19 protein-coding genes are annotated in these 23380 nt (G+C 70.6%); 12 read left to right on the forward strand and 7 right to left on the reverse strand.

Annotation, left to right across the window (positions count from 1 at the left end; translation table 11 throughout):
• Position 1: 1 nt before the first annotated feature.
• The 5 genes from DSX2_RS04930 to DSX2_RS04950 all read right to left on the reverse strand — a co-directional run bounded on the left by DSX2_RS04930 (position 2) and on the right by DSX2_RS04950 (position 5812).
• A complete protein-coding gene (locus DSX2_RS04930; RefSeq protein ID WP_020880050.1) occupies positions 2-979 on the reverse strand; it encodes a cytochrome d ubiquinol oxidase subunit II in 978 nt (325 codons plus the stop codon).
• Positions 976-2376, reverse strand: a complete 1401-nt coding sequence (locus DSX2_RS04935) for a cytochrome ubiquinol oxidase subunit I (protein ID WP_020880051.1) — start codon at positions 2374-2376, stop codon at positions 976-978. Before DSX2_RS04935 ends, DSX2_RS04930 begins: the two co-directional genes overlap by 4 nt.
• Before the next feature lie 13 nt (positions 2377-2389).
• The gene (locus tag DSX2_RS04940) at positions 2390-3010 is read right to left on the reverse strand and encodes a class I SAM-dependent methyltransferase (protein ID WP_020880052.1); all 621 of its coding nucleotides are present in this window, start codon (positions 3008-3010) and stop codon (positions 2390-2392) included.
• 151 nt (positions 3011-3161) lie between these two features.
• A complete protein-coding gene (gene ubiE, locus DSX2_RS04945; protein ID WP_020880053.1) occupies positions 3162-3860 on the reverse strand; it encodes a bifunctional demethylmenaquinone methyltransferase/2-methoxy-6-polyprenyl-1,4-benzoquinol methylase UbiE in 699 nt (232 codons plus the stop codon).
• A complete protein-coding gene (locus tag DSX2_RS04950; RefSeq protein WP_020880054.1) occupies positions 3857-5812 on the reverse strand; it encodes a glycoside hydrolase family 15 protein in 1956 nt (651 codons plus the stop codon). The genes ubiE and DSX2_RS04950 overlap by 4 nt, the downstream gene beginning before the upstream one ends.
• A gap of 332 nt (positions 5813-6144) precedes the next feature.
• Between DSX2_RS04950 and DSX2_RS04955 the strand changes: the two genes are divergently transcribed.
• From DSX2_RS04955 to DSX2_RS05010, 12 genes are all read left to right on the forward strand, one after another.
• On the forward strand, positions 6145-6558 hold the full coding sequence (locus DSX2_RS04955) for an NADH-quinone oxidoreductase subunit A (protein WP_020880055.1): 414 nt from the start codon (positions 6145-6147) through the stop codon (positions 6556-6558).
• Complete coding sequence (locus tag DSX2_RS04960) at positions 6555-8951, forward strand: NADH-quinone oxidoreductase subunit B/C/D (RefSeq protein WP_052014692.1); 2397 nt, start codon at positions 6555-6557, stop codon at positions 8949-8951. Before DSX2_RS04955 ends, DSX2_RS04960 begins: the two co-directional genes overlap by 4 nt.
• Positions 8952-8993: 42 nt before the next feature.
• Positions 8994-9560, forward strand: a complete 567-nt coding sequence (gene nuoE, locus DSX2_RS04965) for an NADH-quinone oxidoreductase subunit NuoE (RefSeq protein WP_020880057.1) — start codon at positions 8994-8996, stop codon at positions 9558-9560.
• Positions 9561-9564: 4 nt separating this feature from the next.
• Positions 9565-10926, forward strand: coding sequence for an NADH-quinone oxidoreductase subunit F (locus DSX2_RS04970; protein ID WP_020880058.1), 1362 nt, complete (start codon positions 9565-9567; stop codon positions 10924-10926).
• A 3-nt stretch (positions 10927-10929) separates the two neighbouring features.
• Positions 10930-13473: an NADH-quinone oxidoreductase subunit NuoG gene (gene nuoG / locus DSX2_RS04975; protein ID WP_020880059.1), complete on the forward strand. Its 2544-nt coding sequence runs from the start codon at positions 10930-10932 to the stop codon at positions 13471-13473.
• The gene (gene nuoH, locus DSX2_RS04980; RefSeq protein ID WP_020880060.1) at positions 13470-14474 is read left to right on the forward strand and encodes an NADH-quinone oxidoreductase subunit NuoH; all 1005 of its coding nucleotides are present in this window, start codon (positions 13470-13472) and stop codon (positions 14472-14474) included. Before nuoG ends, nuoH begins: the two co-directional genes overlap by 4 nt.
• 32 nt (positions 14475-14506) lie before the next feature.
• The gene (gene nuoI / locus DSX2_RS04985) at positions 14507-15076 is read left to right on the forward strand and encodes an NADH-quinone oxidoreductase subunit NuoI (protein WP_020880061.1); all 570 of its coding nucleotides are present in this window, start codon (positions 14507-14509) and stop codon (positions 15074-15076) included.
• 52 nt (positions 15077-15128) lie between these two features.
• Entirely contained in the window at positions 15129-15743 is a 615-nt protein-coding gene (locus tag DSX2_RS04990) for an NADH-quinone oxidoreductase subunit J (RefSeq protein ID WP_020880062.1), read from the forward strand.
• A complete protein-coding gene (gene nuoK / locus DSX2_RS04995; RefSeq protein WP_020880063.1) occupies positions 15740-16045 on the forward strand; it encodes an NADH-quinone oxidoreductase subunit NuoK in 306 nt (101 codons plus the stop codon). The genes DSX2_RS04990 and nuoK overlap by 4 nt, the downstream gene beginning before the upstream one ends.
• Before the next feature lie 2 nt (positions 16046-16047).
• The gene (gene nuoL, locus DSX2_RS05000) at positions 16048-17943 is read left to right on the forward strand and encodes an NADH-quinone oxidoreductase subunit L (RefSeq protein ID WP_020880064.1); all 1896 of its coding nucleotides are present in this window, start codon (positions 16048-16050) and stop codon (positions 17941-17943) included.
• Positions 17940-19454 carry a NuoM family protein gene (locus tag DSX2_RS05005; RefSeq protein WP_020880065.1) on the forward strand — a complete coding sequence of 505 codons (1515 nt, stop codon included), beginning with the start codon at positions 17940-17942 and terminating at the stop codon, positions 19452-19454. Before nuoL ends, DSX2_RS05005 begins: the two co-directional genes overlap by 4 nt.
• A 111-nt stretch (positions 19455-19565) precedes the next feature.
• Entirely contained in the window at positions 19566-21020 is a 1455-nt protein-coding gene (locus tag DSX2_RS05010; RefSeq protein ID WP_035040832.1) for an NADH-quinone oxidoreductase subunit N, read from the forward strand.
• A gap of 93 nt (positions 21021-21113) precedes the next feature.
• Here the strand turns inward: DSX2_RS05010 and DSX2_RS05015 are convergent, their stop codons facing one another.
• Together DSX2_RS05015 and DSX2_RS18525 are read right to left on the reverse strand one after the other, a co-directional pair.
• Positions 21114-22376: an L-serine ammonia-lyase, iron-sulfur-dependent, subunit alpha gene (locus DSX2_RS05015; protein WP_020880067.1), complete on the reverse strand. Its 1263-nt coding sequence runs from the start codon at positions 22374-22376 to the stop codon at positions 21114-21116.
• A 267-nt stretch (positions 22377-22643) separates the two neighbouring features.
• Positions 22644-22805, reverse strand: a complete 162-nt coding sequence (locus DSX2_RS18525; RefSeq protein WP_020880068.1) for a hypothetical protein — start codon at positions 22803-22805, stop codon at positions 22644-22646.
• Positions 22806-23380 lie beyond the last annotated feature (575 nt).

The following is a 23380-nucleotide window of genomic DNA, read 5'->3' on the forward strand; positions in this document are numbered from 1 at the left end:
CCTAGTCATTCCCGCCGAGGCGGGGCCTGAACACATAGTACTGATACCCATTGTAGCACACCATCACCGGCAGGAGAACCGCAAACATCCAGGTCATGATGCCGAGCACGCCCGCGGGCGAGGCCGCGTCGGCGATGCGCACCGAGCCGGGCACGATGAAGGGGTACATGGTCGCGGCCAGGGCGGCCAGCAGGCTCCCCATGAGGCCCGCGGCCCAGGGGAATACAGGACCGCCGCGCCGCGCCGAGAAGGCGAGCATGGCCAGGCAGACCAGGGCGGCGAGGCCGAGCACCGGATACCAGGCCACGGCGCCCGAGGGATCGAGCCTGCCGCCGCCCACGGCCCAGGCGGCGAGCCAGGCCCCGGCCAGGAGCGTGCCCGCCGCGCCGAAGCCCAGGGCCTTGGCGGCGAGCCGCCTCGGCGCGCCCTGCACGCGGCGCATGAGATAGGCCCCGCCGAGCATGAGGTCGGCCATGAGGAGGAGCGCCGCCACGGGCAGCGCGCCCAGGGAGAGGAAGTCCCAGAAGCCGCCTGTGTAGCGGCCGTCCGCCACGGGCAGGCCGGAAAGCAGCGCGCCCGCGATGAGCGCCTGGGCCGCGACGATGCACAGGCTCCCGAGCCCCAGCGCCGTGAGCCAGCCGCGCGGCCGGGCCGCGCCGTGGTGGTATTCCATGGCCACGCCACGGCAGATGAGCCCCATGAGCAGGAGCAGGAACGGCAGGTAGAGGGCGGGCAGGAGCAGGCTGTAGACCAGGGGGAAGGCGCCGAAGAGGGCGCCGCCCAGGACCACGAGCCAGGTCTGGTTGGCATGCCAGACGCTCGAGACCGTCCCGATCATGGCCTCGCGGCCCTCGTCCTCGCCATGCAGCAGGAGCAGGAGCCCCACGCCCAGGTCCGCGCCGTCGAGCGCGAGGTAGAGGAAGAGGATCGCGGCGATGATCAGGAACCAGACGTCGGCGTAAGGGTTCACGGCCATCATGCCTCCCCTCCCCGTCCGGGGCCGCTTGCGGCCTGCCGCGGCAGGGGCAGCGTGGTGTCCGGCCCGGCCAGGAGCAGCTTTCGCGCGTACCAGAGGAATATGCCGAGGAGCACGGTGTACACGGCCAAATAGGCGGCGAGCGACCAGCCCACCGCGGCCGGGGGCAGGATGCTCGCGCCCTCGGAGGTGCGGATCAGGTTGTAGAGGACCCAGGGCTGGCGGCCCACCTCGCGCGTGACCCAGCCCGTCTCCGTGGCCAGGTAGCCGAGCGGCGCCATGACCACCCAGGCCCGGAGCAGGGTCCTGCTCCCCGCGGCGCGCTCGGGGGAGAGCCCGCCCTTGCGCCAGACCCACAGCGTCCAGAACATGAGCAGGACCATGGCGAAGCCGATCGCCATCATCACCCGGAAGGCATAGAAGGGCACGACGATGGGCGGCCTGTCCTCGGGCGGGAAGGAGCTGAGCCCGACCACGCGGCCGGTGGGGGAGCTCGTGAGCAGCAGGCTCAGGGCGTAGGGGATGGCGATCTCAAAGCTGTTGCGGTCGTGGTCGGAATCGGGCCAGGCGACGACGGCCCAAGGAGCGCCCTCGCCCGGCGCGTTGGTGTGCCAGTGGGCCTCCAGCGCCGCCAGCTTGGCGGGCTGGGTCTCGGTGACCATGCGGCCCGCGCGGTCGCCCATGAGGACCTGCAGCGGGGCCACGAGCACGGCCGCGACCAGGGCCAGCTTCAGGGAGCGCAGGAAGAATTCGGTCTTCACGCCGCGCAGGATGTACCAGGCGCTGATGCCGCCGATGACGAAGAGGCTCGTCTCCAGGCAGGCCAGCCACATGTGCCCGAAGCCGGGGAAGAGGTCCGGGGTGAAGACGGCCGCCGCCCAGTCGGTGATGTGGTAGATGCCGTCCTTGTTGCTCAAAAAGCCGCCGCGGGGCGTGTGCATCCAGCTGTTGGCGACCATGATCCAGAAGGCCGAGAGCGAGGCGCCGAGCGCCACCATGCCGGTGGCGAAGAGATGCATGCCCGCGCTCACCTTCTCCCAGCCGTAGACCATGATGTAGAGGAAGGCCGCCTCGAGCATGAAGGCCATGGCCCCCTCGAAGCCGAGGATCTGGCCGAAGAAGTTGCCGGTCATGGCCGAGAAGGCGCTCCAGTTGGTGCCGAACTGGAACTCCAGCGGGATGCCGCTGGCCACGCCCACGGCGAAGTTCAGGATGAAGAGCTTCGTCCAGAAGCGGGTGTGGTGGTAGTAGGCGGGCTCGCGCGTGCGCAGCCACAGGGCCTCGGTCGTGAAGAGGAAGATGGAGAGCCCGATGGTCAGGAGCGGCCAGGCGATGTGGAACATGGTCGTGGCCGCGAACTGCAGCCGCGACAGGAAGACGTGATCGCCCAGGAAGTCCATCGTCTCTCCCTCCTTACGCGCTCGCCGCGGCGCGCGCCGTCCCTGCGTCCTTCACGGCCGCGCCGAGGATGCCGAAGCGGCTCTCGGAGTAGCCCGGCAGGAGCGAAAGCCCTGCCGCGGCCATGCCCGCCCGGTACTCGGGGCCGTGGAAGCGGTCCTCGCGAGGGTGGGCCAGGATGCGGCGGAACAGGAAATTGGCGTAGAGCGGCGGGTAGATCTCCTCGAAGTAGAAGCCGCCGCCGGGTTTCAGCACCCGGGCGATCTCGCGCAGTCCCGCGCGCCAGTCCTCCAGGTGGTGGATGATGCCGAAGTTGAAGACCGCGTCCAGGCAGCCGTCCTCGTAGGGCAGGCGCTGGGCGTCCCCGGCCATGAACAGCAGCTCGGTGCCCGGGGTCGGGCCGATGCGCCGGGCCATGCGCAAAAGGTCCATGTCGATGTCCAGCGCGTCCACGCGGCGCGGGGCGAAGGTGCGGGCCACCAGCCGCGCGCCCGCGCCGTTCCCGCAGCCGATCTCGAGCACGTGGCCTCCGGCGGGCATGCCGCGCAGGGCGCGCATGCGCCTCACCTCCCGGGCCTGCACGAGGCGGCGCACCGGACTGTTTATCCAGACCCTCTCGGGCCAGTTGACCTTCATTCCCGTCCCCAGGTTCGTCGTTGTCCGTCGTTGTCCGTGGTTGTTCGTCGTCTGCCGCGCGCGCCCTTCAAGGCCTTCGGGCGCGGCGCGGCGCAACGGCTCCATTAAGCCCTACCAAAGCGCAGGGCCTTTCACAATGCGGCGCGGATTATTATCCGGCCTTTCGTCCGTGATAGATCTTGGCGATGCCGAAGGTCAGATCGCGCACCGCGCACTCAGAAAGCCCGGCCTCGGCCATCTCGGCCAGGAAGGCGGGCTCCGTAGGAAAGGCGTCCACGGACTCCACGAGGTAGCTGTAGGCGTAGTCCGTGCGCGACAGCCAGTTGCCCACGGGCGGCAGCACGTGGTCGAAGTAGAGGCGGTAGAGCCTGTGCAGGACCGGATTCCGGGGATAGCCGAACTCCATGACCATGACTTGGCCGCCGGGCTTCAGCACGCGCACGAACTCGCGCAGCACGGCCACGCGCTCCGCGATGTTGCGGATGCCGAAGGAGATGGTCACGACATCGACCGAGCCGGACCGCACCGGCAGGGCCCGCGCGTCGCCCTGGGTCAGGGCGATGCGCCCCGAAAGCCCGCGGGCCGCGATCTTCTTGTGACCCACGCGGAGCATGGCCGGGGAGAAGTCCACGCCGAGGACCGAGAGCCCCGGCCTTCTGCGGCAGATCTCTTGCGCCACCTCGGCCGTGCCCACGGCCACGTCCAGGACCACGCCGCCCGCCGGGGCGGCGATCATCTCCGCCAGCACCTTGCGCCAGGCCACGTCGCGGCGCAGCGAGAGCACGCTGTTCTGCAGGTCGTAGGAGAAGGCGATCTCCTCGAACATGGCCTTTACACGGTGATCATTCACGCCTTTCCTCCGTCTGCGTTTGCGTGTCGTCCGTCCTCGGGCTCGCCGTCGCACTCCCCGTCCGCCTCGTCCAGGGCCAGGGCCGCCGCCACGAGGGAGAGGTGCGTCAGCCCCTGCGGGAAGTTGCCGAGCATGCGGCCCGCGGCCGTGTCGTATTCCTCGGAGAAGAGGCCCACGTCGTTGCCGAGCGACGCCGCGCGGTCGAAGACCTCGCGGGCCTTCGCGATCCGTCCCTGGCGGGCCAGGCACTCGGCCAGCCAGAAGGTGCAGGCCAGAAAGACGCCCTCGCGCCCCGAGAGCCCGTCGCCCTGCCTGCCGTTCGGGCCGCCGTTCGGGCCGCCGCCCGCGCGGTAGCGGCGCAGCAGGCCGTCCTCGAAAAGCTCTTCCATGACCGCGTCCGTGGTCCGCACCATGCGCGGGTCGGCGAAGTCCACGAAGCCCATCACGGGCAGCAGGAGCAGGGCGGCGTCCATGTCCCGCGCACCGAAGGAGCGCACGAACACCCCGCGCTCCTCGTCGTACCCCTCCCGCTCCACGGCCTCGCGCACCGCGTCGCGCTCGCTTTGCCACATGGAGAGCGGGGCGGGCCTGCCGATCTCCTCGGCCAGGGCCGCGCCGCGCGCGAGCGCCGTCCAGCAGGCCGCCTTGGAGTGCACGAAGTGGCGCGGCTCGCCGCGCACCTCCCAGATGCCCCTGTCCGCCCGGTGCCACTCGGAGGCCGCCCGGTTCACGACCTCGCGCAAAAAGGTCCAGTAGTCGGCGTCCGGGTCGTGGCCGCGCAGGTGCCGCCGCCATGCGAGGTCAAGCATCTCGCCGTGGATGTCAAGCTGCTCCTGCGTGTAGGCGCCGTTGCCCACGCGCACAGGGCCCCGGCCCAGGTAGCCGCCGAGCTCCGGCACCTCGCGCTCGTACAGGCGGCGCTCGCCGCCCACGCCGAAGACGATCTGCAGCTCCTCCGCGCTGCCCGCGGCGCTGCGCTCGATGAAGCGGCCGAAGCGGTCGGCCTCCTTGTCGTGGCCGAGCCTGCCGAGCGCGCGCAGGGTGAAGGCGGAGTCGCGCACCCAGCTCAGGCGGTAGTCCCAGTTCCTGCCCGCCTGCATGGACTCGGGCAGCGAGGTGGTGGGCGCGGCCGCGATGGCCCCGGTGGGCGCGTTGGTCAGCGCCTTGAGCACCAGGCCCGAGCGCAGGGAAAGCTCCTTGTGCGGGCCGCAGCCCCTGGTGCGCCTGCTCCAGCGCCGCCACCAGGCCTCGGTCTCGTCGAGCAGCTGCTCCATGCGCGCAAGGCCGGGAAAGTCGCTCCCCTCGCCCCCCACCGCCCCGGGAGACTCCCGGTCCAGCAGCTCGGGCGGGCGGTGCGTCAGGGAGAGGCAGGCCTTCTCGCCCGCGGCCAGATCGAAGACGGCGCGCAGGTCGTGGCGGCGCTCGAGGGTCAGCTCGCGGTCGCTGGCGACGAGCAGGCCGTCCGCGCCGCCCAGCGCCGACCAGGCGCCTTCGCCGTGGCACCTGATCCAGGGGCGGATGGCGCCGTAGTCGAAGCGCGGCACGACCTCCATGGCCAGGCGCACCCGCCCGGAGATCCCCTCGACGAGGCGCAGAATCTGGCGACGCGGGGCGCGCGCCCCGCCCTCGCGCATGGCCAGGCAGTCGCGCAGGCGCACGCTTCCGCCCTCGGTCGTGAAGACCGTCTCGAGCACGAGCGTGCCGTCCAGGTAGCGCCTCTCGGAGGTGAAGGTCCCCTCCGGCGCGATGCGGCAGTAGCCGCCGCGCTCGCGGCCAAGGAGGCGGCCGAAGCAGCTCGGCGAGTCGATGCGCGGCATGCAGCACCAGTCGATGGAGCCGTCGAGGGCCACCAGGGCGCAGCTGTGGCAATCGGAGAGATAGGCGTACTCCTCGATGCGCGGCGGGCCGTCGTCCCCTCCGCCCCATTGCCGCCGTATCCCGTTGCCTGCCATGAGACCTCCCTTGCGCCGCGCGCGGTATGCCGGACTGCATCCGGCTCGGTGATAGCGAAGAACAATTATCATAGCATCGGAAACGGATCGGTGCCAGTCTTTCGATTACGAAAGACCGGTCGCGGCCTCCCCTGGAAGACGACAGGGGACAGCCCTGAAGGGCTTTTTGCGAGGCGCGCGACGGGCGGTTCGGGCACACAAATCGAGCCGACCAGGTTTACTTTTCCGCTCAACCTGCTAGGCTCTCCTGCTATGGACCGTCCTGCCGCCGGGCCCTGCCGGGCATTCGGGCGCAAAGGACGGCAACGAGCAAGGACGTCAACGGGACAGGCATGCAGCAGCTTTCCGGATCCCTCACCCAGACCCTTTCCCCCTGGCAGCCGGGGGCCTTCGCCCTCGTCGTCTTCGCCGTGCTGGTGGCGGGGCTCATCGGGGTCATCCTCTTCCTCACCTTCTGGCTGAATCCGCGCCGCGACGAGCGCGAGAAGGCGAGGCCCTACGAGTGCAGCATGCTGCCCACGGGACAGGCGCGCTTCAACTACCCCACGCCCTTCTACCTCGTGGCCACCTTCTTCCTGCTCTTCGACGCGGAGGCGGTCTACGTGCTCACCTGGGCGCTGTCCTTCGACCGCCTGGACCTCGCGGGCTGGCTGCACATCACCTTCTTCATCGGAGTGCTGCTCTTAAGCCTGTTCTACATCTGGCGCAAAGGAGGGCTCGAGTGGAGCGTCCGTCCGCAGCGCTGAAGCATCCGGGAGACCTCGTGCTCTCCGGCGTGGACACCATCGTCAACTGGTGCCGCAAGAACAGCGTCTGGCCCTTCTTCTTCGGCCTCTCCTGCTGCTTCGTGGAGGAGGCCACGGCCTTCACCGCGCGCTACGACATCGCCCGCTTCGGCTCCGAGGTCTTCCGCGGCTCGCCGCGCCAGGCCGACGTGCTCATCGTCTCGGGCACGGTCTTCAAGAAGGTGGCGCCCGGCGTGCTGCGCCTCTACGAGCAGATGTGCGAGCCGCGCTGGGTCATCTCCATGGGCTCGTGCTCCAACACCGGCGGCATGTACGACGTGTACAGCGTGGTCCAGGGCGTGGACCAGATCCTGCCCGTGGACGTCTACGTGCCCGGCTGCCCGCCGCGGCCGGAGGCCCTCCTGCAGGGGCTCGTGCAGCTGCAGGAGCTGATCGCGCGAAACGAACGGCCCGCGCGGCCCATCTTCCATCTTTCCGGCGGCAGCCAGGGCGGGCGGCGCACGCCCCTGCTCGACGGCGCAACCAAGACGCGCGACCCGCGCGGCCCCGGGCTTTCCGGCACGCCCATCCGCGGCACCTCCATGACCCCGCCCTTCTTCACGGACAGCCGCTCCGAGGGCATGTGGGCCCCGCCCGCGGGCCGCGTCGAGCTCACGGAGGGCGAGAGCGCGCTCGCGGCCGAGCTCGCGCGCCGCTTCGGCGACGCGGTGCGGCCCCTCGAGCCGACCTCGGACATGCCGACCTTCGAGACGAGCCCGGAGAAGGCGGCCGAGGTCCTGGCCTTCCTCAAGAACGAGAGCGGCCCGCGTTACCGCCGCCTGGAGGACCTGACGGCCGTGGACGAGTCCGCGCGCCGCCCGGACCCCGCGCACGAGCAGCGCTTCGGCCCCCGGCCGGACTTCAGCCTGGTCTACACCCTGCTCTCCTTCGACACGGCCTCGCGCCTGCGCCTCAAGGTCGGCCTTTCCGGCCGGGAGCCCGAGGCGAAAAGCGTCACCCCGGTCTGGCCCTCGGCCAACTGGTACGAGCGCGAGGTCTACGACATGTTCGGCATCCGCTTCGCCGGGCACCCGAACCTCAAGCGCATCATCATGCCCGACGACTGGACCGGCCATCCGCTGCGCAAGGAGCACCCGGACCGGGCCACCTCGCTCGCCCCCTACACCACGGAGGAGGCGAGGAGGTTCCAGCCCCTGGACGGCGCCGTGGTCATCGGGCGCAAGGCGGGAGAGGACGACTTCATCCTCAACTTCGGGCCGCACCACTACAGCACGCACGGCATCATCCGCTTCGTGCTCGACCTGCAGGGCGAGCAGATCGGGGCCATGCAGACGGAAATCGGCTACCACCACCGCGGCGCGGAGAAGATCGGCGAGCGCCAGACCTGGCATCAGTTCATCCCCTACACGGACCGGCTGGACTACCTGGGCGGCGTGGCCAACAACCTCTCCTACGTCACGGCCGTGGAGAAGCTCGCGGGCATAGAGGTGCCGGAGCGCGCGCAGTGCATCCGGGTGATGCTCTCCGAGTTCTTCCGCCTGAGCAACCACCTGCTCTGGTACGGGACCATGGTCCAGGACCTGGGCATGATGAGCGCCATCTTCTACGCCTTCCGCGAGCGCGAGACGATCATGGACATCATCGAGTTCGTGACCGGCGCGCGGCTGCATCCGGCCTGGTTCCGCATCGGCGGCACGGCCATGGACCTGCCCGAGGGCTGGAAGGAGCGCGTGGACGCCTTCGTCAAGATCTTCCCCAAGGCCATCCGCGAATACGAGGCCCTGTTCACCAAAAACCCCATCTTCAAGGCCCGCACCAAGGGCATCGGCCGACTCCCGCTGGACCAGGCCATGGACTGGGGCGTGACCGGGGCGAACCTGCGCGCCTCTGGGCTGGAATGGGACCTGCGCCGGAAGATCCCCTACTCCGGGTACCAGGACTACGATTTCGAGATCCCCACCGCGGCGGAGGGCGACTGCTACGCCCGCTACCTCGTGCGCATGGAGGAGATGCGCCAGAGCCTGCGCATCATCGAGCAGGCCGCGGCGCGCATGCCCGAGGGCCGCTACAAGGCCGCGGACTACCGCTACTGCCTGCCGCAGAAGGAAGAGACGCTGCACCACATCGAGAGCCTGATCCACCACTTCATCAACACCTCGCGCGGGCCCCGGATGCCGCGCGGCGAGGCCTATGCCGCAACAGAGGCGCCGCGCGGCGAGCAGGGCTTCTACGTGGTCAGCGACGGGCTGAACGCGGCCTACCGGCTGCACATGCGCTCGCCGGGCTACGCCAACGTCCAGGCCCTGCCGCTCATGAGCCTCGGCCACACCGTGGCCGACTTCGTGGCCATCATCGGCTCCGTGGACTACATCATGCCGGACATCGACCGCTGACGGGACGAGCGAAGAAGCGAAAGAGAGAGGACGAACGCCGCGATGGTGAACGACCAGGAAACGACCCAGAATCCGCCCATGTGCGTGCTGCCGGCGCAGCCGAACGACCCGCTGACCCCGGAGCTCGAGGAGCGGCTGCTCGCCATCATCGGGGCGACGGACGAGCCCAAAGAGAAGATCGTGGACGTGCTCTACATCCTGCAGAACCACTACGGCTACCTCTCGGACACGGCCGTGCGCGAGGCCGCGCGGATCATGGGCCTGGCGCCGCTGCAGATAGAGGAGCTGGCCACCTTCTACGACTACCTCTACCGCGAGCCCATCGGCCGCTACGTGATCCACGTCTGCGACGGCGTGGTCTGCTGGATGCACAACGCCTCCCTGATCTTCGACCACCTCTGCTCCAAGCTCGGCGTGCGCGTAGGCGAGACCACCGAGGACGGCATGTTCACGATCATGCCCACGGCCTGCATCGGGGACTGCCACAACGCGCCCTCCATGCTCGTCAACGGTCGCTTCTACGGCCGCCTGACCCCGGAAAAGATCGACGACATCATCGCGCATCTGCGCGAGAACTACGACGAAGAGTCCAGGGTGCTGTGCAGGTGATGCCATGAGCGAACTCGTCCTCTTCAAGAACAGGCGCGAGGGGCGCGCGGCCACCTTCGACGAGTACCGCGCGAGCGGCGGCTACGAGGCCCTGATCGACGCGGTGAAGAACAGGACGCCCGGGGACGTGGTGCGCATCGTCACCGAGTCCGGGCTGCGCGGCCGGGGCGGCGCGGGCTTCCCCACGGGCCGCAAGTGGGGCAGCGTGCACGGCGACGGAGGCCCCCGCTACATCCTGCCCAACACGGACGAAATGGAGCCGGGAACCTTCAAGGACCGCGTGCTGGTGAACACGGACCCGCACCTGGTCGTCGAGGGCATCATCCTGGCCGCTTACGCGGTCGGGGCCTGCCACGGCATCTTCTTCATCCGCCCCTCCTACGAGCAGGACGCCAAGGTGCTCGAGCGCGAACTCTCCATCGCCCGCGAGGCCGGGTTCCTGGGCAGGAACATCCTGGGCAGCGACTTCAGCTTCGACATCGACGTGCACCGCAGCGCGGGCCGCTACATCTGCGGCGAGGCCTCGGCCCAGGTGAACGCCATCCAGGGCAAGAGGCCGAACCCCATCAAGGTCGGCGAGCACCTCACCGAGACGGGGCTGTGGGGCAGGCCCACGGTGGTCAACAACGTGGAGACCCTGGCCTCGGTGCCGCACATCCTGAAGAACGGCGTGCCCTGGTTCAAGAGCCTGGCGGCCACGCCCGAGGGCGACGGCACGAAGCTCTACTGCGTGAGCGGCATGGTCGGCGCGCCCGGCTGCTACGAGCTGCCCATGGGCACGGCCCTGGGCGACATCATCTTCGAGCACGGCGGCGGCATGCTGCCCGGCAAGGACTTCAAGGCCTGCCTGCCCGGCGGCGCCTCCTCCGGCCTCATGCCCGCCTCGCTGCTGCACGTGCCCATGGACTTCGACGCCATGAAGAAGGCCGGGCAGCGGCTCGGCACGGCCTCCATCGTGGTCTTCGACCAGGAGACCTGCCTCGTGGGCGCCTGCCTGAACCTGATCGGCTTCTTCGTGCGCGAGTCCTGCGGCTGGTGCACCCCCTGCCGCGAGGGGCTGCCCTTCATCCAGGAGGTCCTCTGGCGCATCGAGCAGGGCGAGGGCGAGGAGCGCGACATCGAACTCCTGCGCGAGACCCTGGACCTGATGCGCTATTCCTATTGCGCCTTCGCGCCCGGCGCGGCCGCGCCCGTGGAGGGGCTCCTGCGCTACTTCGAGGACGAGGTGCGCGAGCACATCCGCATCAAGGGCTGCCCCTTCTCGGCCTCGGCGCGCTGCCTTTCGGCCCCGGCCCCGTCCACGGACGCCGAGGACCCGGCCGCCCGGGAAGGCTGCGACCTCTCGACCCGCAGGCAGGAGGGCTGAGCCGTGCCCACGCTCACCATCGACGGCCTGACCATCACGGTCGAACCCGGCATCCCGGTCATCGAGGCGGCCGAGCGGCTCGGCATCGTCATCCCCCGCTTCTGCTACCACGAGGCGCTCGGGCCGGTGGGCGCCTGCCGCATGTGCGCGGTCATGGTCCTCGAGGCCGCCAACGCGCGGCAGAAGGGGCTGCAGATGAGCTGCATGCTCGCGGCCGCCGACGGCATGGTCGTCTCCACGGACCACCCGCAGGCCATGCGCTTCCGGAGCTACGTGGCCGAGTGGCTGATGATGGACCACCCGCACGACTGCCCGGTCTGCGACGAGGGCGGCCACTGCCACCTGCAGGACACCACGGTGGCCGCGGGCCATTCCAGGCGCCGCTACAGGGGCGCCAAGCGGACCTTCCCGGACCAGTACCTGGGGCCGCTCATCCAGCACGAGATGAACCGCTGCATCCACTGCTACCGCTGCGTGCGCTTCTACCAGGAGTACGCCGGGGCCTACGATTTCGGGGCGCTCAGGATCGGCCGCAACGTCTACTACGGCCGCTTCGAGGAGGGCCCGTTCGAGAGCCCGTTCGCGGGCAACCTGGTGGACGTCTGCCCCACGGGCGTGTTCACGGACAAGCCTTCGCGCTACAAGGCCCGGCGCTGGGACCTCGAGCGCGCGGCCTCGCTCTGCCTGTCCTGCTCGCTCGGCTGCGCGACCACGGCCGGGGCCCGCTACCACCAGCTCATCCGCCTGGAGGCCCGGCGCTCGCCCGAGGTCAACGGCCACTTCATCTGCGACCGCGGCCGCTACGGCCACGAGTACGCCAACCTGCCCGAGAGGCCCCGCCGCGCCCGCGTGAACGGCGCCGAAACGACCGTGGACGAGGCGCTGAACGAGCTTTCGCGCCGCATCATGGCCCTGCGCGTGGCCGCGGGGCCGGACAGCATGGCCTGCCTCTCCTCGCCGCGCGCGAGCCTGGAGAGCCTGGCCGTGCTCGCACACCTGGCCTCGGCCCAGGGCTGGGCCTCGCCCGCGTTCTTCCCCCACGCCCGCGCCGCCGAGGCAAGCCGCGCGGCCGCCGCAGCGCTCGCGCCCTCCCTGGCCGTGTGCCAGAACGAGATGTCCAAGGCCGACGCCATCCTGGCCGTGGGCGTGGACCCGCTCTGCGAGGCGCCCATGCTGGCCCTGGCCATGCGCCGGGCCTCGCGCGGCGGCGCCAAGGTCGCGGTGCTGGACCCGCGCCCGGTGGCCCTGCCCCTGCCCTTCACGCACCTGCCCGTGCGGCGCGCCCAGCTCGACGCGGCGCTGGCGGCCCTGTGCCGGGCCGCGCTGCCGCGCCCCGAAGACGGCGCCTGGGCCTCCTTATGGGACGCCCTGCCCGAGGTGCCCCCGGAGGACGCGGACGTGGAGGCCTTCGCCGCGGCGGCCGAGTTCCTGGGCGAGGCGAAATTCCCCGTCGTCGTCTGCGGCACGGACGTGGCCGGACCGGCGACCATGGCCATGGCCGCGGCCTTCGCGCGCCTCCTGGCCCAGGGCCGGGAGCGGGCCGGGCTCTTCCCCGTGCTGTCCGGGGCCGACGCCATGGGCGCGGCCGTGCTGGACCGCGCGGGCGACGGCCTCAGCGTCGAGGAGGTCCTCGACGCCGTGGAGGCGGGCCGCGTGCGCGGGCTCGTGGTCTGCGAGGCCGATCCCTTCTCGACCTTTCCGGACAAGGCGCGGCTTGCGGCCGCGCTCGGAAGGCTCGACCTGCTCGCGGTCCTGGACTGCCTGCCGGGCGAGCTTGCGGATGCGGCGCACGTCCTTTTGCCCACGCAAAGCGTGTTCGAGTGCGGCGGCTCCTTCCTGAACCAGGAGGGCCGCCTGCAGCAGGCGCGGCGCGTGCACGGCCCGGGCATGCCCCTGGCCCAGGCCACGGGCGGCAGCCACCCGGAGCGCGTCTTCACGCACGCGGTCGCGGGCGGCGACGCCAGGCCCGCCTGGGAGCTCCTGGCCGCCCTCGGCAACCGCCTCGCCACGGCGCACGGCTCCGGAGGCGGGGCCGAGACGGAGCGCTGGGCCGCGCTCGCGGCCGATCCCTGGCAGGCCGTGGCCGCCGCCTCGCCCGCGCTGGCCGCGACCGCGCCGGGCACGCGCGCGGAGCTTTGCGACGACGACACGCCCCCGCCTCCGCCGGAGCTCGCGCCCGCCGATCCGGAACCCGAGGCCGACCCCCTGGCCGACGTGCTCTTCGTGGAGCAGACTTTCGGCACGGAAGAACTCTCCCGGCGCTCGCCGAGCCTCGCCGGGCTCGTCCCGGCGCCCGCGGCCCGGCTGCACGAGCTGGACGCCGCGGAACTGCACCTCACGGACGGCGACGACGTGGTGCTGCCCATGGACGGCGGCGTGGTGCGGGCCGTGCTCAGGACCGCCAGGTCCATGGCGCGCGGCACGCTGGTGCTGCCGCGCAGGCCCGAGGCGGGCTGGCACGTGGCCGGGGCGGACGCGGTCCGCGTGGCCCTGCACCGCATCTGGAAGGAACACGAGGCGCCCGCGGGCGCGGAGGCGCAGTCATGAACGAGACGCTCGCCGTGTTCCTGGCCGGATTCGGCCTGCTGCTGCTCAAGATGGCCGTGGTGCTCGGCGTGGCGCTGGGCGCGGCGGCCTATCTGGTGCTCTTCGAGCGCAAGCTGCTCGGCCGCTTCCAGCTGCGCTACGGCCCCAACCGCGTGGGCCCCTTCGGCCTGCTCCAGCCCATGGCGGACGGCGTGAAGATGCTGCTCAAGGAGGACCTGATCCCCGAGGGCGCGGACCGCGTGCTCTTCCTGCTGGCCCCGGCCCTGCCCACGGTCACGGCCCTGCTGACCTTCGCCGTGGTGCCCTTCGGCGACACGCTCACCGTCATGGGCCATGCCGTCCCCCTGGTCATCTCGGACCTGAACGTCGGGCTCCTCTTCGTGCTGGCGCTGTCCTCCTACAGCGTCTACGGCGTGGTGCTCGGCGGCTGGGCCTCCAACTCCAAGTACAGCCTGCTCGGGGCCATCCGCGGCGGCGCGCAGATGATCAGCTACGAGCTCTCCCTCGGCCTCTCGCTGGTGCCGGTGGTCATGCTCTCGCGCTCCCTGAGCCTCGTGGACATCGTCAACGCCCAGGCGAGCTGCCCCTTCATCCTCATGCAGCCGCTCGCCTTCGCCATCTTCTTCATAAGCGCCCTGGCCGAGTCCAAGCGCGTGCCCTTCGACCTGCCCGAGGCCGAGAACGAGCTCATGGCGGGCTACCACACCGAGTACAGCGGCATGCGCTTCGCCCTCTACTTCGTGGGCGAGTACCTGAACATGTTCGCCCTCGGCCTGCTGCTCGCGGTCTTCTTCCTGGGCGGCTGGCGCGGGCCGTTCCTGCCGCCCTTCGTCTGGCTGCTCCTGAAGGCGGCCGTGGTGCCCTTCTTCCTGGTCTGGTCGCGCGCGAGCCTGCCCAGGCTCCGCTACGACCAGCTCATGCACCTGGGCTGGAAGGTGCTCACCCCCCTGGCCCTGGTGAACATCGTGCTCACGGGCCTGGGCATGGTCCTTTGGGGATGATTTCCTGATATTTCCGGATGGATGAAGACGACATGAACGAGATGAAGCACAACGGGATCAGGGAGACGCTGCGGGAGATCGCGGAAGGCGCGGGCGGGATCGCCTCGGCCTACGCCACCACCCTGCGCCATCTCTTCAGGAAGCCCATCACCGAGCAGTACCCGGAGTACAGGCGGCCGCTGCCCGAGCGCTCGCGCGCCCGCATCATCCTCACCCGCAGCCCGGACGGCAGCGAGCGCTGCGTGGCCTGCTACCTCTGCTCCGGCGCCTGCCCGGTGAACTGCATCTCCATGGAGTCGGCCGAGCGCGAGAACGGGCGGCGCTACGCCCGCTGGTTCCGCATCAACTTCGGCCGCTGCATCTACTGCGGCCTGTGCGAGGAGGCCTGCCCCACCCTGGCCATCCAGCTGACCCCCGACTTCGAGTTCTGCAGCGACGACATCCTGAAGCTGGTGGCCGAGAAGGAGGACCTGCTGGTGGACCACGGCGGCAAGAACCAGGACTACGATTTCTACAAGGTGGCGGGCGTGGCCGCGACCTCGCCCAAGGGCACGCACGAGAACGAGAGCGTGCCCGTGAACATCAAGAGCAACCTGCCCTGAGGGATCCGGAAAGCATGTCCATGACGCGCGCAACATACACCGGAGAGCGGCCATGAGCCTGTACGCGCTGCTCTTCTACGTGCTCGGGGCGGTGATCCTCGCGGCCACGGCCATGGCGCTCACGCGGCGCACGCTGATGCACGGCGTGATCTACCTGGTCAACGCCTTCGTGGCCACGGGACTCCTCTTCTACCTGCTCGGCGCGCCCCTGCTCGCGGCCTTCGAGGTCATCATCTACGCGGGCGCGATCATGGTCCTCTTCCTCTTCATCGTCATGTTCATGCAGCCCAAGGACGCGGCGCACGAGGGACTTTCTCCCCAGCAGTGGATCTTCCCGGCCGTCCTGGCCGTCTCCATCGTCATCTCCGGCGCGGCCCTCATCCTCTCCGGGCCCGGCGCGGGCAAGCCCATGGCCATGGCCATGGCCGCGCCGCGCGAGCTCGGCCGCTTCGTCTACGACCGGTACTGGCTCGCGGTGGAGGTCGTCTCCTTCCTGCTCTTCATCGGCCTGGCCGGGGCCTACTACCTGGGCCGGGACGCGAGGCACGAGGCGCCCGAGAAGCCGCGGCCCGCGGAGGTCGACGGCACGGCGAGCGAGGCCCCGGACGCGGAAGCGGATGCACAGCCGGGTGCAGAACCGGATGCGAAAAAGGAGGAGACGCGATGATCGTTCCCCTCGAGCACGTGCTGATCCTCGCGGGCATCCTCTTCCTCATGGGCGCGCTCTGCGCGGTGGTGCGGCGCAACCTGGTCATGATCCTGCTCGGCGTGGAGGTCATGCTGAACGCCGCGGGCATCGCCCTGACGGGCGCGGCCCTGCGCTGGAACGCCCTGGACGGGCAGGCCTTCGTGCTCTTCATCATGGGCGTGGCCGCGGCCGAGGTCGCGGTGGGCCTGGCCCTCATCGTCCACCTCAGACGGCGCACCGGCAGCCTGGACGCCGACGCCTACAGCGAGCTGAAGGGGTAGCCGTGAAGACCGCCGTCGCCCTCGTGCTCCTCTTCCCCCTGCTCGGCGCCGCATGGCAGGCCCTGTTCGCCCGGGGCGTGCCGCGCCGCACGGCGCAGGCCCTGGCCTGCCTGGCCGTATTCGGCAGCCTCTGCGCCGCCGTGGCCGTCCTGTCCATGAACTGGGGCCGCGAGAGCGCCCTGACGCTCCTGCCCTGGTTCTCGGTCGGCTCCTTCTCCGCGGCCATGGACGTGCTCCTCGACCCGCTCTCCGGGCTCATGGCCGTGATGGTCACCTTCGTCTCGCTGATCATCCACGTCTACTCGGCCTGGTACATGCGCGAGGACGAAAGCTACGTGCGCTATTTCTGCTACCTGAACCTCTTCGTCTTCTTCATGCTGGTCATCACCCTGGCCGACAACCTGGTCTTCCTCTTCCTGGGCTGGGAGGGCGTGGGCTTCTGCTCCTACGCGCTGATCGGCTTCTGGTACCTGGACGACGCCAATACGCGGGCCGGGCGCAAGGCCTTCATCCTCACGCGCATCGGCGACGTGGCCTTCCTCGTGGCCATCGCCGTGCTCGTGTCCGTCTTCGGCACGCCCTCCATCGCGCGCATCGTCGCCGGAGTTTCCGGGACCGGCGCGGCGCTGCTCACCCCGGGCACGGCGACCCTGCTGGGGCTCCTGCTGCTGTGGGCCGCCACGGGCAAGTCGGCGCAGATGCCGCTGCTCGTTTGGCTGCCGGATGCCATGGCGGGCCCGACCCCGGTCTCGGCGCTCATCCACGCCGCGACCATGGTCACGGCGGGCGTCTACCTCCTCATGCGCCTCTTCCCGCTGCTCGCCCTCTCGCACACGGCCCTGCTCTGCGTCGCGGCCGTGGGCGCGTTCACGGCCCTGTTCGCGTCCTGCGCCGCGCTCGGCCAGCGCGACATCAAGCGCATCCTGGCCTGGTCCACCATCAGCCAGGTGGGCTACATGTTCCTCGGCATCGGCGCGGGCACGGTCAGCGGGGCCATGTTCCACCTGCTCAGCCACGCCTTCTTCAAGTCCCTGCTCTTCATGGGCGCGGGCTGCGTCATCCAGGCCCTGCACGAGGAGCACGACGTGTTCCGCATGGGCCGCCGGGTGCGCACCGCGCTCCCCTGGCTCTACTGGGTCTTCCTCTGCGGCTGCCTGGCGCTCGCGGGCGTGCCGCCGGTCTCGGGCTTCTTCAGCAAGGGCGGCATCCTGCTGGCCTGCTTCGACTACGCGAGCACGGGCGGCGGGGCCTACACCCTGCTCTGGCTCATGGGCACGGCGGCGGCCTTCCTGACCGCGGTCTACACCTTCCGCCTCTTCTTCCTGGCCTTCACCGGCACGCCCGCCCTGTCGCCCGGCCGCGAGGCGCAGAAGATCCCGGGCGGCATGACCCACGTGCTCTGGCCCCTGGCCGTCCTTTCCGTGGTCGGCGGTGTGCTGAACCTGCCCGAGCACGGCTGGCTCGACCGCGTGATAGGCGGCGGACTGCCCCACGCCGCGGGCGCGTCGGTCCTCGGCCTGTCTCCCGCGCTCGTGGTGGACGGCCTGGACACGCTCCTCGTCGTCGCGGGCATCCTCACGGCCTGGCATCTCTTCGGCCCGCGCGCCGCGCGCACCGCGCCCTCCGAGGGCGGGCTGCGCGCCTTTGCCGAGCGCGGCCTGGGGCTGGACGGCCTCTACCGGAACCTGATCGCCCGGCCCTACCTGGCCATGGCCCCGGTCATGCGCGGCACGGACGAGCGCGGCGTGGACGCCGCGGCCGAGGGCACGGGCCGCCTGGCCGTGCTCGCGGCCCGGGCCGTGCGCCCCTGGGCCACGGGCCGCCTGTCGTACTATCTGGCCATGCTGCTCCTGGGGCTGGCCTTCATCCTCGCCGCCCTGGCCGGGAGGGTCATATGATCGCTTCGGCCGCGGCCAATGCCTTCCCCCTGCTCTCGGCAGTGACCTTCCTCCCCCTCCTGGGAGGCATCGCGGCCCTGCCGCTCAAGGACCGGCCGGACCTGTGCCGCATCCTCTGCCTGCTCGTCGCCCTGGCGGACCTCGCCCTGGTGGCGCTGCTGCCGTGCTACGGCGACCTCTTCGGCGCCCTCGCGGGGGGCGGCGGCGCGGTCCTGGCGGAGGACTTCGCCTGGATCCCCCGCTTCGGCATCCGCTACACCCTGGCCCTGGACGGCCTGAGCTACCTGCTGGTGGTCATGACCGCCTTCCTGGGCGTGCTCGCGGTGCTGGTCTCCTGGCGCGAGATCACGCGCAGGACCGCCAGCTACCACGCCTTCCTGCTCTTCACCCAGACCTCGGCCATGGGCGTGTTCCTGGCGCGCGACCTCTTCCTCTTCTACCTCTTCTGGGAGGTCCAGCTGGTGCCCATGTTCTTCCTCATCGGCATCTGGGGCCACGAGAGGCGCAGGGAGGCGGCGCTCAAGTTCTTCCTCTTCAGCATCGCGGGCGGCCTGTTCATGCTGCTGGCGGTCATCGGCCTGTACCTCGCGCACGGCGCGCAGACGGGCGACTACACCTTCGCCCTGCCCGCTCTGCTGGCCTCCCCGGCCACGGGCGCGGCCGGAGCCTGGCTCTTCGCCGCCTTCCTCCTGGCCTTCGCCATCAAGATGCCCATCGTGCCGGTGCACACCTGGCTGCCGGACGCCCACACCCAGGCCCCCACCGCGGGCAGCCTGATCCTGGCGGGCGTGCTGCTGAAGACCGGCGCCTACGCCCTGGTGCGCTGGGCCTTCCCGCTCTTCCCCCAGGCCTCGGCCGCAAGCGCCACGCTCCTCGTGGTGCTGGGCGTGGGCGGGCTCTTCTACGTCTCCTGGATCGCCCTGGCGCAGACCGACGTGAAGCGCCTGATCGCCTATTCGAGCATCGGCCACATGGGGCTCATCGTGCTCGGCGTGGCCGTGTGGGACCGCATCTCCCTGGCGGGCTCGGTGCTGCAGATGGTCAACCACGCCCTGACAACGGGCGCGCTGTTCATCATGGTAGGCATGCTGGCCGAGCGCACGGACAGCCGCGAGATGTCGGACTTCGGCGGGCTGTGGAAGCGCATGCCCGTGTTCAGCGCCTTCTTCCTGCTCTTCTGCCTGGCCTCGGCAGGGCTGCCTGGCCTGGGCAACTTCGTCAGCGAGCTGCTCATCCTCGTGGGCTCGTATCAGGTGCGCCCCGTGGCCGCCGTCTTCGCCTTCGCGGGCATGGTCTTCACCCTGGTCTACGTGCTGCGGCTCGTGCAGGGCACGCTCTTCGGAGAGCCGGGAGGCCGCAGCGCGGCCCTGGCCGCGCTGCCCGACCTGAGCGCGCGCGAGACGGCCATCCTGGTGCCCCTGGCCCTGTCCACCCTCTACCTGGGGCTCGCCCCCTCGGGCGCGCTCGAGCTCCTGCACGGGCCGATCGGCGGGCTCCTGGGCCTGCGCTAGGGGAGGGAGAGGAATGGACGGACGCCGCAGCGAAAGGACAAGGAGGGCCGCATGACCGGCCAGACGATAGGACAGGCGATGGGGCCTCTTACAGGCCAGTTGGCGGGCCAGATGGCTGGGCAAATTGCGGGGCAGGCGCCGAGCCTGTGGCTGCTGCTCCTGCCGCACCTCCTGCTCGCGGGCGGGGCGCTGGCCGTCTTCACGGCCGGGGCCTTCTGGCGCACGCGGCCGGTGCGCACGCTCTTCGTCCTCTCCGCCGCCTCGGCCCTGCTGGCCTGCGGCGCGGCCCTGGCCCTGCCCGCGCTCACCGGCGGCGCGATCCCCGACGCCTCGGGCCTTTCGGCCATGCTCGACAGCGGCCCCTACGCCCGCTTCTACCTCGTGCTGCTCACGGGACTCACCTTCACGGCCCTGCTCTTCCTGGCCAACTACGCCCGGCAGCGGGGCTTCGAGGAGGACGAGCCCTACGCCCTGGTGCTCCTGGCCGCGCTCGGGGCCATGCTCCTGGCGCAGGCGGTCAACTGGGTGATCTTCTTCCTGGGCCTGGAGACGCTCTCCATCCCGCTCTACGTGATCATCGCCGCGCGGCGGGGCGATCCGAAGAGCGGCGAGGCGGCGGTCAAGTACTTCGTCATGGGCGCGGTGGCCAGCGCGGTGCTGCTCTTCGGCATCGCCCTGCTCTACGCGGCCACGGGCACGGCCGAAATCGCGGCCGGGCTCTCGCAGCCCATGAGCGGCACGGGGCTTTTGGGCCTCGGCTTCCTGCTCGCCGGGCTCGGCTTCAAGCTTTCCCTGGTGCCTTTCCACCTCTGGACGCCGGACGTCTACGAGGGCGCGCCCGCGCCGGTCACGGCCTTCCTCTCCACGGCCTCCAAGGTGGGCGTGTTCGCGGGGCTTTTGCGGCTCGCGGTGCAGGGCCAGGGGGGCATGTGGGACGGGCTCGCGCTCGTGCTCTGGGTGCTGGCGGCCGCGACCATGGCGGGCGGCAACCTCGGCGCGCTCGCGCAGGGCAGGGTCAAGCGGATGCTGGCCTATTCCTCGGTGGCCCAGATGGGCTACCTGCTCATGGCCCTGCTCGCCGTGCCCGCGGCCGGGCCCGGGCCGATCATGTTCTACAGCGCGGTCTACGCGCTCATGGACCTGGGCGCGTTCGGCGGGCTCGGCCTGCTCTCGCCGCGCGAGGGTGATCTGAACGAGTTCGGGGATTTTTCCGGGCTCGGCTACGCCAGGCCCTTCACGGCCGGGATCTTCGCCTTCTCGATCCTGGCCCTGGCCGGACTGCCGCCCACGGGCGGGTTCGTGGGCAAGTTCCTGCTCTTCGCGGCCACGCTGCGCGCGGGCTACACCATCCTGGCGGCGCTCGGCGTGCTCACGGCCGTCATCTCCATGGGCTACTACCTGCGCCTGCTCGCGGCGCTGTACATGCGCCCCGCCGAGGAAGCGTCCGCCAAGGGCCTGCCCACCACGGCCTCGGGCGGCGTGGCCCTGGTCCTGGTGGCGTTCCTCATCCTGCTCCTCGGGATCGTGCCCTCGCCGGTCATCAGCGCCCTGGCCGCCCTGCATTGACGTGACGTCCGCACAATACGCGAAGCCGTATTTTGCGGAGGACCGCTTCGCCGAAAGACACGGGTTTCGGCTCGCTCTCCCTCGAATAGTCCCCTAGCGCTGCAAAAGCCTGAGAACGGCCACGTCCACGGCCGCGAAGCCCATGCTCGAGAGTTCGCCGAGCGCCTGCGAGGTGCGGCGGAAGTCGGGGTCGACCACGCCCTCGGCCCCGCGCATGGCCGGGCCGTGCAGCGCCAGGAGATGCGCGCCCCAGGCCTCGGCCGCGGCCGTGCCCACCTTGAGCGCGCAGCCCGCCTTGGCCCCGTCGCAGATCATGCCGAGCACCGAGGACAGCACCAGGGCCACGGCCTGCTCCGCCTGCGCGGCGCTGCCGCCCGCCAGGCGCACCAGGGCCGCTGCGGCACCCGCGCCCGCGGCCACGGCGCAGCCGCAGATGGGCGTGAGCCGCCCGGTGCGGGCCTTGATGGCCCCGGTCACGAGGTGGGAGAGCGCCAGGGCCTCGGCCAGCTCGCGCGGGCTCCTGCTCCAGGCCGCGGCGGCCAGGGCGGGCGGGATGATCGCGGTCAGGCCGTGGTTGCCCGAGCCCGCGCTGCTCATCACGGCCTGCCGGGCGCCTGCCATGCGCACGTCGGCCGCGGCCGTGGTCGCGGCCTTGATGCGCGCGCCCAGGTCGTCCTCGCGCGCGAAGGCGGCCAGGGTATGGCCCGCGCCCAGGCCGTGGGGCTCGGCCAGCCCCATCGCGGCCACGGCCGTGTTCAGCTCGGCGCCGCTGCGCAGGAAGTCGGCCAGCTCCTCGTCCACCTCGGAGGCGAAGGTCCAGAGGTCGTCGAAGGCGGCGCGCTGCAGGTCCGCGAGATAGGGGGGGAGATGGTCGGCGGCGTGCGCGTCCGCGGCGCGGAACACGACCTCGCCCTCCAGGCGCACCTCGGCCAGGTGGTCGTGGCGGCCCGCGACCACGGCAAGGGCCCGGCGCGTGTCGCCGACGAGCTCCACCTCGGCATAGACCACGGGCACGTCCTGCACGATCTCCTGGCTCACGGCGCCCGCGTCGCAGAGCGCGGCTGCCAGGGCCACGTCGTCCTCGGTGATGTTGCGCAGGGCCTCGAGCCCGGCCTCGGCGTCGCCCGCGAGCGCGCCCAGGGCGGCAGCCGCGAGGTTGCCCGCAAGGCCGCCCGTGCCCGGGATGCCGACGGATTTGCCGTTCTTGAAGATGTTGGCGGAAAGGCGGAGGTGGATGCGCCGCGCGGGTTCGCCCAGGCGGGCGGCGGCAGCGGCGGCGGCCAGGGCCACGGCGCCGGGCTCGGTGCAGCCGAGCGCGGTCTTGACCTCGGCGCTGAAGAAGGCGTTCAGGTCCATGTCTGTCCCCAGCACACGTCGCAGGTGCGCGAGTTTGCCGCGCGCCGGAGATACGGCGCGCGGACGACTCACGACCTAGCGGACTTGCCCGCGAGGGGCAAGCCCGCCGTGCTCAGGGAAGGGGATTGCAGGCGAGCCGGAGCGGGGAGCGCGCGCGTCCGCTGTCCGGTCCCGCGCCGCAAGGGCGCGAAGGACCGCAGGACGCATGGTCCCGGTGCGCCGCGCAGGCCACAGGCCAGGCGCGGCAACGGCCCCGGTCGAGGGACCCTACTTCTTGGACAGTTCGCCGGTGAGGTAGCGGTTTTGTCGGATGACGTCGCGCGCCAGCTGGTTCATCTGGACCGCGCGGTCATTCTGCTGCCGGGCCAGCTCCATGAGAGCGTCGCCCGCCGCCTTTTCCCTGAGGGTGCGATTTGGGTTGTCTGACATGGCAATCCTCCCGCACTTTGGAATCGCCTCGACCGGTCGGACCGGCCGCAGCGTCGATTCGGAAGGTAACATAATTCAATTGACAGTCAAGTTAAAAGACCGGCACAAAACCGTTCTTCATGTCGGCATAGTCGCGAAGCCCAGGGCTGGCAATACGACAAGACTGTTACCCGCAGGGGGTTATGCAGAACATTGATCGACCGATCAGTCTGAATGCCGACTATCGTTCGCCGGCCAGCCTCCCGCAGCGGAGCAAGCTGACACAATTTTGTCAAACAACGCTCGAATTCTTTTTTCGCCTTTCCCGGGCCGCCAGGCCCTCCCCCCGTTGCGCAAGGTCGCGGCCGGCTCCACGAAAGGGCCACGCCGCAGGGATCATCGCCTCGCCGCCGAGGACGGCGTGAAGGCGGTGGGCGAGCTTGGCGGAATGACCTTTTCCTTCGCGGCCGGGCGCGAGGATGCGGGGATGGGCGAACGGACGGCGAACATGGCCGGTGGATGACGCAGGGAGACGGATGCATGTCGCGAAACCCCGGACGCCTCGTCGGTCTTTTTCAGACCGGGAATCGTTTTGG

The organism is Desulfovibrio sp. X2 (genome assembly GCF_000422205.1).
Lineage (GTDB): Bacteria > Desulfobacterota > Desulfovibrionia > Desulfovibrionales > Desulfovibrionaceae > Alkalidesulfovibrio.

What these genes read in the sequence shown, in the direction of transcription:
- nuoI (WP_020880061.1), top strand. Translation starts at nt 14,507, where the DNA reads ATGAACGAGATGAAGCACAACGGGATCAGGGAGACGCTGCGGGAGATC.
- nuoH (WP_020880060.1), top strand. Translation starts at nt 13,470, where the DNA reads ATGAACGAGACGCTCGCCGTGTTCCTGGCCGGATTCGGCCTGCTGCTG.
- nuoK (WP_020880063.1), top strand. Translation starts at nt 15,740, where the DNA reads ATGATCGTTCCCCTCGAGCACGTGCTGATCCTCGCGGGCATCCTCTTC.
- DSX2_RS04990 (WP_020880062.1), top strand. Translation starts at nt 15,129, where the DNA reads ATGAGCCTGTACGCGCTGCTCTTCTACGTGCTCGGGGCGGTGATCCTC.
- DSX2_RS05010 (WP_035040832.1), top strand. Translation starts at nt 19,566, where the DNA reads ATGGCTGGGCAAATTGCGGGGCAGGCGCCGAGCCTGTGGCTGCTGCTC.
- DSX2_RS04935 (WP_020880051.1), bottom strand. Translation starts at nt 2,376, where the DNA reads ATGGACTTCCTGGGCGATCACGTCTTCCTGTCGCGGCTGCAGTTCGCG.
- DSX2_RS05005 (WP_020880065.1), top strand. Translation starts at nt 17,940, where the DNA reads ATGATCGCTTCGGCCGCGGCCAATGCCTTCCCCCTGCTCTCGGCAGTG.
- DSX2_RS18525 (WP_020880068.1), bottom strand. Translation starts at nt 22,805, where the DNA reads ATGTCAGACAACCCAAATCGCACCCTCAGGGAAAAGGCGGCGGGCGAC.
- DSX2_RS05015 (WP_020880067.1), bottom strand. Translation starts at nt 22,376, where the DNA reads ATGGACCTGAACGCCTTCTTCAGCGCCGAGGTCAAGACCGCGCTCGGC.
- DSX2_RS04955 (WP_020880055.1), top strand. Translation starts at nt 6,145, where the DNA reads ATGCAGCAGCTTTCCGGATCCCTCACCCAGACCCTTTCCCCCTGGCAG.
- DSX2_RS04950 (WP_020880054.1), bottom strand. Translation starts at nt 5,812, where the DNA reads ATGGCAGGCAACGGGATACGGCGGCAATGGGGCGGAGGGGACGACGGC.
- DSX2_RS04970 (WP_020880058.1), top strand. Translation starts at nt 9,565, where the DNA reads ATGAGCGAACTCGTCCTCTTCAAGAACAGGCGCGAGGGGCGCGCGGCC.
- DSX2_RS04940 (WP_020880052.1), bottom strand. Translation starts at nt 3,010, where the DNA reads ATGAAGGTCAACTGGCCCGAGAGGGTCTGGATAAACAGTCCGGTGCGC.
- nuoE (WP_020880057.1), top strand. Translation starts at nt 8,994, where the DNA reads ATGGTGAACGACCAGGAAACGACCCAGAATCCGCCCATGTGCGTGCTG.
- DSX2_RS04930 (WP_020880050.1), bottom strand. Translation starts at nt 979, where the DNA reads ATGATGGCCGTGAACCCTTACGCCGACGTCTGGTTCCTGATCATCGCC.